This is a genomic window from Kitasatospora nipponensis (genome assembly GCF_039528135.1).
In the GTDB taxonomy this organism is placed as follows: domain Bacteria; phylum Actinomycetota; class Actinomycetes; order Streptomycetales; family Streptomycetaceae; genus Kitasatospora; species Kitasatospora nipponensis.
The window spans coordinates 1-7,150 of sequence record NZ_BAAALF010000288.1; the positions used below are offsets into that span (position 1 = coordinate 1).

The 7,150-nt window shown below is 75.5% G+C and carries 7 protein-coding genes; 5 read left to right on the top strand and 2 right to left on the bottom strand.

Annotated features, from left to right (window positions below):
• Window positions 1–82 precede the first annotated feature (82 nt).
• Entirely contained in the window at window positions 83–901 is an 819-nt protein-coding gene (locus ABD323_RS38420; protein WP_344446746.1) for an aquaporin, read from the bottom strand.
• A 246-nt stretch (window positions 902–1,147) separates the two neighbouring features.
• Between ABD323_RS38420 and ABD323_RS38425 the strand changes: the two genes are divergently transcribed.
• A complete protein-coding gene (locus ABD323_RS38425) occupies window positions 1,148–1,912 on the top strand; it encodes a MerR family transcriptional regulator (protein WP_344446751.1) in 765 nt (254 codons plus the stop codon).
• 25 nt (window positions 1,913–1,937) lie between these two features.
• Here the strand turns inward: ABD323_RS38425 and ABD323_RS38430 are convergent, their stop codons facing one another.
• A complete protein-coding gene (locus ABD323_RS38430) occupies window positions 1,938–2,915 on the bottom strand; it encodes a helix-turn-helix domain-containing protein (RefSeq protein ID WP_425556306.1) in 978 nt (325 codons plus the stop codon).
• Window positions 2,916–3,261: 346 nt separating this feature from the next.
• Between ABD323_RS38430 and ABD323_RS38435 the strand changes: the two genes are divergently transcribed.
• From ABD323_RS38435 to ABD323_RS38450, 4 genes are all read left to right on the top strand, one after another.
• Window positions 3,262–3,639, top strand: a complete 378-nt coding sequence (locus tag ABD323_RS38435) for a hypothetical protein (RefSeq protein ID WP_344446748.1) — start codon at window positions 3,262–3,264, stop codon at window positions 3,637–3,639.
• A 1-nt stretch (window position 3,640) separates the two neighbouring features.
• The gene (locus tag ABD323_RS38440) at window positions 3,641–4,777 is read left to right on the top strand and encodes a hypothetical protein (protein WP_344446749.1); all 1,137 of its coding nucleotides are present in this window, start codon (window positions 3,641–3,643) and stop codon (window positions 4,775–4,777) included.
• Window positions 4,778–4,973: 196 nt separating this feature from the next.
• Window positions 4,974–5,591, top strand: a complete 618-nt coding sequence (locus ABD323_RS38445; protein ID WP_425556305.1) for an RNA polymerase sigma factor — start codon at window positions 4,974–4,976, stop codon at window positions 5,589–5,591.
• Entirely contained in the window at window positions 5,588–7,066 is a 1,479-nt protein-coding gene (locus ABD323_RS38450) for a hypothetical protein (protein ID WP_344446750.1), read from the top strand. The genes ABD323_RS38445 and ABD323_RS38450 overlap by 4 nt, the downstream gene beginning before the upstream one ends.
• Window positions 7,067–7,150: the final 84 nt, after the last annotated feature.

Sequence of the window (7,150 nt, forward strand, 5' to 3'; positions counted from 1 at the left end):
CGCGGCGCGGGTGGCGGTGGCCTGCGGGCCCGGGGACGGGGACCGGTACCCCGCCAGGGCGGCGAGAGCCGCGCGCCGGTCGCTACGACGCGGGGCTGAGTCCCGGGGCGCCGGCGGGCCGCGTACGCTCCACGGGCTGCGCGCGGTCGGCGGGCCCGGCAGGCTCGGCCCGCTGCGGGCGCCCGGTCGGCCCGGGGAGGTCGGCCGAGGGCCGCACCGGCGGTCCGAAGAGCAGCCGCACCAGGCCCAGCCCGGCCACCGCGCCGAGGCCCTGCGCCAGCACGAAGCCCGGGACCGAGCCGGGCGCGATCCCGGTGTAGGTGTCGCTCAGCGCCCGGCCGACGGTGAGCGCCGGATTGGCGAAGCCGCCCGAAGCGGTCCCCCAGACGGCCGCGGTGATCCAGCCGGCCACGGCCGCCGGCGCGTAGCGCTGCCGCCCGCCACGGGTCAGCCCGAAGACCACCAGCAGCAGGACCCCGGTGGCCACCACCTCGCCCGTCCACGCCCCCGGGCCCTGGCGCACCTGGTGCGCGGGGCCGAGCGCGGCGCGGCCGAACATGGCGTCGGCCAGTGCCGCCCCGCCCACCGCGCCGGCCAGCTGGGCCACGGCGTAGCCGGCGGCCTCCCGCCCGCGCAGCGGCTGCCCGCCACCGCGCCCGGTCCACCAGATGCCGGCGGTCACCAGCGGGTTCAGGTGCGCGCCGGAGACCGGTGCGAGCAGCGCGATCAGCACGCCGAGCGCGCAGACCGAGGCGGTCACGTTGGCCAGCAGCCGCACGCCGCCGTCCTGACTGAGCGCGGCGGCCTGGATGCCGGAACCGATGAGGACCAGGGTGAGAATGCCGGTACCGAGGGTCTCGGCGGCCAGCCGGCGGCTGAGCGGCACGGTGCGCAGGATCATCCGACCATCGTCCGGTCGGCCCGCGCGGCGCCGCAATGGCCGGGCGGATGGCGGTACCTCCAAGGCCGCCGCCACCGGCCCGCCCGCCGGTCGGAGGGTCGCACGGCGCACCGGCGGAGCGTCGTAGGGCGCGCACGGCACACGGGCGCGCACGGCGGGTGGGCGCGCGGGCGCACCGCGCGGGCTTGACCCTCACGTGACGTCAGGGGGGAGGGTGGTCACCAGCGAGGAGAGGCAGTGGTGCGGATGCGGGAGTACTCGGTGGGCGAGGTCGCCAGGGTCGCCAAGGTGACCGTGCGGACCCTGCACCACTACGACCGGATCGGACTGCTGTCACCGGTGGGGCGCACCGCGGCGGGCTACCGCCGCTACCGGGACGCCGACCTGGACCGGCTGCAGCAGATCCTGTTCTACCGCGAGCTCGGCTTCCCGCTGGAGGAGATCGCGGCCGTCCTCGAGGACACGCAGACCGGTCCCACCGAGCACCTGCGGCGCCAGCACGCGCTGCTGCGCGAGCGGATCAGCCGCCTGGAGGAACTGGCCGGCGCCGTCGAACACGCCATGGAGGCAGCGAAGATGGGAATCAGGATGACGCCCGAGGAGAAGTTCGAGGTCTTCGGCCCGGACTACCGTGAGAGCTGGGAGGCCGAGGCCGAGCAGCGCTACGGCACCTCCCCGGCCTGGCAGGAGTCGCGGCGCCGCACCTCGCGCTACACCAAGGCCGACTGGCAGCGGCTGCAGGCCGAGGGCGCGGCGCTGCACGAGCGCCTCGCCGCCGCGCTGGCGGCCGGCCACCGGCCCGACAGCCCCGAGGCGATGGAACTGGCCGAGGAGCACCGCCGGCAGATCACCGCGCACTACTACACCTGCGGCTACGAGATCCACCGCGGCCTGGCCGCGATGTACCTGGCCGATCCGCGCTTCACGGCGACCTACGAGCGGGTCGCCCCGGGCCTGGCCCAGTGGCTGCACGACGCCATCCTGGCCAACGCGGACCGCGCCGAGCGGTAGGCCCGCTGCCGGCTCCCGCCGGGGGTCAGGCCACGCCGCGGCCGAAGCTGCGGCGGTAGGCGGTGGGGGAGGTGCGCATGGTGCGGCCGAAGTGGTGGCGGTAGGTGGCCGCGCTCTCGAAGCCGACGGCCGCCGCGATCTCCTCCACCGTGCCGTCCAGCGACTCCAGCAGCGGCAGGCTGGCCGCGATGCGCTGGGTGATCACCCAGCGCATCGGGCTGGTGCCGTTGCGGGCGGTGAAGTGCCGCAGGTACGAGCGGTCGGACATCCGCGCGGCCCGGGCCAGCAGGGAGATGGTGAGCGGGGTGCCCAGGTGGTCCAGCGCCCACTGCATGCTCTGCGCGATGCCGTCGTCCTCCTGCTCCACCGGCGCGACGGCGGCCTCGATGAACTGGGCCTGCCCGCCGTCGCGGTGCGGGGGCACGACGAACCGGCGGGCCACCGTGTTCGCCACCCGGGCGCCGTGGTCGCGGCGGATCAGGTGCAGGCACAGGTCGATGCCGGCCGCGCTGCCCGCGCTGGTGAGCAGGTCGCCGCCGTCCACGTAGAGGACGTCCGGGTTGACCCGCACCGTGGGGTGGCGCTGTTGGAGCAACTCGGCGTAGCGCCAGTGGGTGGTGGCCTCCCGGCCGTCGAGCAGCCCGGCGGCGGCCAGCGCGAAGGCGCCCGAGCAGATGGAGACGATCCGCGCGCCGCGCTCGTGGGCGGTGCGCAGGGCGGTGACCAGGTCGGCCGGGACCTCGCCGCTGAAGGGGTTGGCGACGCCGGTCACGATGACGGTGTCGGCGGCGGCCAGCTCGTCCAGGCCGTGGTGGGCCGTCAGCGAGAAGCCGCCGACCGCGCCGAGCGGCCGGCCGGGCCGCTCCGCGCAGACCTTCAGCCCGTACCAGGGCGCCGCCAGCAGCCCGGCCAGCTCCGGGCGAGCGAGGGCGAACACCTCGACCACCACGCCGAGTTCGAACGGCGCCATGCCCTCGAAGGCGTAGACCGCCACGGTGTGCACCGGCTCGGGCCGACGGCCGATCACCACCGGGACCGGCGCCGGTGCCGGCTGCGAGGTGCGCTGTTCGGAGCGCTGTTCGGTCATGGGAGCCCCCTGGACGCGCTTGGCGGGATGTTGGCGAGTGTAGCCGTGACGGCCACGGCCGCCGGGGCCGGTCGTGCCCGGTGGATCGAAGCCGACAGCTCTCGTCCGAAGTCGCCGAAAAACTTTCGAACCGACCTGCAACCCCCCGGGGGGATGGACGTCTATCAGGGTGAGGGCAAGGGGAACGGGACCGGCGAGGCCGGACTGAGTCGGTCGCCCTCGACCATCACCGATCACATCCATCACCCTGGGGGGCTGCGCCATGAGCACGTCCGTTTTCCGCCGCTTTGCGAAGAAGATCACCATTGCCGCCACCGGCTCGCGGGACACCGCCTGGGCCCCGCGGCTCGCCGTCACCGTGCCGCTCGCGGCGCTGGTGGAGGTCGGCGCGGTCGGCTGCTCGAGCCCTAAGCCGGCGGCCGCGCCCGCCGCGTCCAGCGTGGCGCCCACCGTCGCGCCCAGCGCGTCGGTCCCGGCGTCCGCCGCCGCCTCGGCGAGCGCCGCGCCCTCCACGGCCCCCTCGGCCGCCGCTCCCTCGGCCGCGCCGTCCCTCGCCGCCCCGAGCCCCACCCGGCCCGCCGACCCGGCGGGTCCCGTCGCCCCCGCCGCCGCGCCCGCCCGACGACGCTGCCCCGGGTGAGGTGGCCGGCGCACCGGTCCCGGCCTGGCCCGAGGCGCTGGCCGCCCGCACCGCCTTCCCCGTGCACCGCGGTCTGCTCGCCCAGGACCCGCACTTCGTGCCCGGCGCGCTCGGCCGCCCGGTGCCGGCTCAACTGGCCGCCGCGGCCGGCTCCGCCACCCCCGCCCAGCCGGTGCTGCTGCTGCACGGGGCGGCCGACCCGCTCGCCCCGGCGGCGGCCGTGCGACCGGCCGCGGCCAAGCCCACCGACCACGACGTGGCGATCCGCATCGAGGGCCTCGCCCCGGACGGCAGCCTCGCGGTCGGTGGCGCGCCGAGCACCTTCACCGTGACCTGGACCAACACCAGCGGCCACCGCCTGGACTCGGTCGCCCCGGTGGTCTCCACCGAGTCCTTCGCCGGCGCCCGCTGCCAGGTCCCGGCGGGGCAGGCCCAGGGGGTGCTGCGGCGCGAGGACGGCGGCGTCTGGAAGGAGCTCCCGCTCAGCCAGGGCACCGGCATGGACTTCGCCACCACCGGCGCCGACGCGGCCTTCGCGCTGGCCCCCGGCGCCAGCCACACCCTCACCTACACCGTCCAGTTCGGTGCGGACAACGGCCCCGCGCCGGTGACCGTCGACGCCGACGCCTTCGTCGGGGGGACCGGGGAGTTCACCCGGATCGGCCGGACCAGCCGGCGGGTGACCCTCGTCGACGGCCACCGGCCGACCGCGTCGATGCCGACCATGACCCCGCGCCCCACCAAGGTCACCGCCGGCGGCCCGGCCGTCGAGGTCGAGGACTCGCCCGGCAACTTCACCCAGCAGCCGTTCCAGCACCTCGCCCCCCTGCTGACCCTGGCCGACCCGAGCGGCCGGCTGCGCGCCGCTGACGTGACCGTCGAGGTCGCCGACGCCGGCGGGTGGCGGGAGCTGCCGGTCGTCGAGGAGTGCGGCACGATCTCGGCGGACACCTCCTCGCTCGCCCGCCCGCTGGAGAGCGGCCCCTACGGACGGGTGCTCAACTTCGACTTCCGCTTCGCGCTCGCCGCGGGCACCGCCCCGGAGGTCACCTCGCTGACGGTGTCCGCCGGCGCCCTGGCGGACGGTCACTTCGCGGAGACGGTCGGCACGCGGGTCGCGGTGGAGCGCCAGGGGTGAGGGGTCCCGCCCGGACCAAGATCGGCCGCTGCGACAATCTCACCGGTCGTGAACCATGATCACATCTTCGACGGCGCCGGCGCTTGAGCCGCCGGCGGACGTCCTGGGGGAAAGTAGAACGCGGATGTCCCTGGCGCTCGGTCGGCCACTCGCCCTTCCTGACGGAGGGCGGCGGGGTCGGACCCCTCTCGGTGCCTTGAAGGCCCTGTTCGCGGTGGTCGGTTCGGCCGCCCCCGGCGAACAGGCGGACCGGACCGGGCAGGCCGCGGCCCCGAGCCGGCGCGCCGGCTTCCGGCTGCTGCGCGGTGGCCGGTCCGAGGACGAGCAGCGACCGACCGTGACGGATCTCTACCATGCCCACCGGCTGGGCCTGGTCCGGATGGCACTGCTCCTGGTGGACCGTCAGGACGTCGCCGAGGACGTGGTCCAGGAGGCGTTCACCGCGCTGTACCAGAGGCACGGCGAGCGGCTGGACGACCTGGACAACGCGCTCGGCTACCTGCGCACCGCGGTGGTCAACGGCGCGCGTTCGGTGCTGCGCCGGCGCAGGACGGCCCGTGAGTACGTCCCGCCGCACGAGGCGGACGCGGCGTCGGCCGAGGACCAGGCGCTGCTGAACGACGAGCACCGCCGCGTGGTGGTGGCCCTGCAGGAGCTGACGGAGCGCCAGCGCGAGGTGCTGGTCCTCCGGTACTGGTCGGATCTGTCGGAGGCGCAGATCGCCGAGGCCCTGGGACTGTCCCGGGGCGCCGTGAAGTCCACCGCCAGCCGCGCGTTGGACGCGCTGGAGAAGCAGCTGGAGAAGACCCGATGACTGAACAGAAGATTCGCTTCGGTGACGAGGGGCCCGGCGACACCCCGCTCGAGCTGTTGCTGCGCGAGGCGCTGGCCGCACGGGCCGGCCAGGTGACCGCCAACGATCTGCGTCCCGAGGCCCCGCCGGCGCGGCGCACCCGCCGCACCCGCCCGCTGTACACGGTGGCGCTGCCGCTGATCGGCCTGGCCGCCACCGCCTCGATCGGCTACCTGGGCTTCCAGGGCAGCCCGGTGGCCAAGCAGCAGGAGCTGCCGGCCCCGGCGGCCAGCGTGAGCGTCAGCGACCGGCCCTCCCCCTCGCTCCCGCCGGTCAGCCCCTCGCCGAGCGCCTCGGCCGGCGAGTCGACGGGCGCGCCGACCGGCTCCGACTCGCCGTCCGCCGAGGACCAGGGCGGGGCCGGCTCGCCGGCCACCTCGTCCACCACCGCGGGCGGCGCGGCGAGCGGCACCGCCTCGCCGCACGGCTCCACCTCCTCGGCCTCGGCCCCCACCACGCCGGCCGGCACCCCGACCAGCTACAACGGCGTCACCTTCACGCTGCCGCCGGGCTGGCACACCCAGCAGACGGCCGGGATGCTGTGCGTGCTGCCGCCCGGCGGCAGCGGGGACGCCGCCGACTGCAACCCCGCCGGCGTGCTGATCCGCACGTCCGAGTCGGACTCGCAGAACGACCCGGGCTTCCCCGGCAGGTCCGAGGGCTTCTTCCGCTCCGGTTACGCCCACCAGCCGGAGTGCTTCGCCGGCGGCACCCACACCATGGGGGTGGCCGGCACCGTCACGGGCTACGGCTTCGCGGTCACCACCCTGGCCCACCAGCCGGTCGAGAACGCGACCTGGCAGGTCGACTGCGCCGGCGGCGGGAGCTTCACGGCGCGCCTGTGGACCTTCGCCAAGCCGCAGGTCTACCTCATGGCGCGGGGGCTGGGCGCGGCCAACGAGGCCGGCCTGCAGACGATCCTGGCCGGTCTGGACGTCAGCGGCCACGCCGACCCGCTGGCCGGCAGGCCGAGCACGGCGGTGACGGTGTCGATCAGCGGCCTGACGGCCGGCCAGAAGGTCTACGCCGACGGTGCCGCCATCCCGTTCTCGGTGACCTACACCAACACCAGCAGCACCAACTTCGCCTCCGTCGACCCGCTGTCCTTCACCGGTCACTTCGACGGCGTCGCGAACGACCCGCTGCAGATGGCGCAGGGCACCATGGAGCGCCAGGACGGCTCCTCCTGGACCAAGTTGCCGCTCAGCATGGGCACCGGGATGGACTACGTGACGCTCGGCGCGCCGGTGGCCTTCCCGTTGGCCCCGGGGGCGCACCGGACCGTCAACTACCGGATGACGCTGGACGCGGCCGACGGCGCGGGCACGCTGGACCTGGTCGCGCAGCTCGGCCTGCACTACGACCCGACCGCCCCGAACCCGACCTACACGCAGGTCGGCCGGCTCGACCTGCCGCTCGTGCTGACCAAGCGGTAGCCCCGGACACGGGTGCGCCCCGTCCCACCGGCGGATTCCAGGGGTTGTTGCAACACGTGGTCGGTTTGATCAGGCTGCGATGAG

Bases quoted from the DNA above. Each gene is read 5' to 3' on its own strand.
- ABD323_RS38420 (WP_344446746.1), bottom strand. From the start codon at position 901: ATGATCCTGCGCACCGTGCCGCTCAGCCGCCGGCTGGCCGCCGAGACC.
- ABD323_RS38425 (WP_344446751.1), top strand. From the start codon at position 1,148: ATGCGGGAGTACTCGGTGGGCGAGGTCGCCAGGGTCGCCAAGGTGACC.
- ABD323_RS38435 (WP_344446748.1), top strand. From the start codon at position 3,262: ATGAGCACGTCCGTTTTCCGCCGCTTTGCGAAGAAGATCACCATTGCC.
- ABD323_RS38450 (WP_344446750.1), top strand. From the start codon at position 5,588: ATGACTGAACAGAAGATTCGCTTCGGTGACGAGGGGCCCGGCGACACC.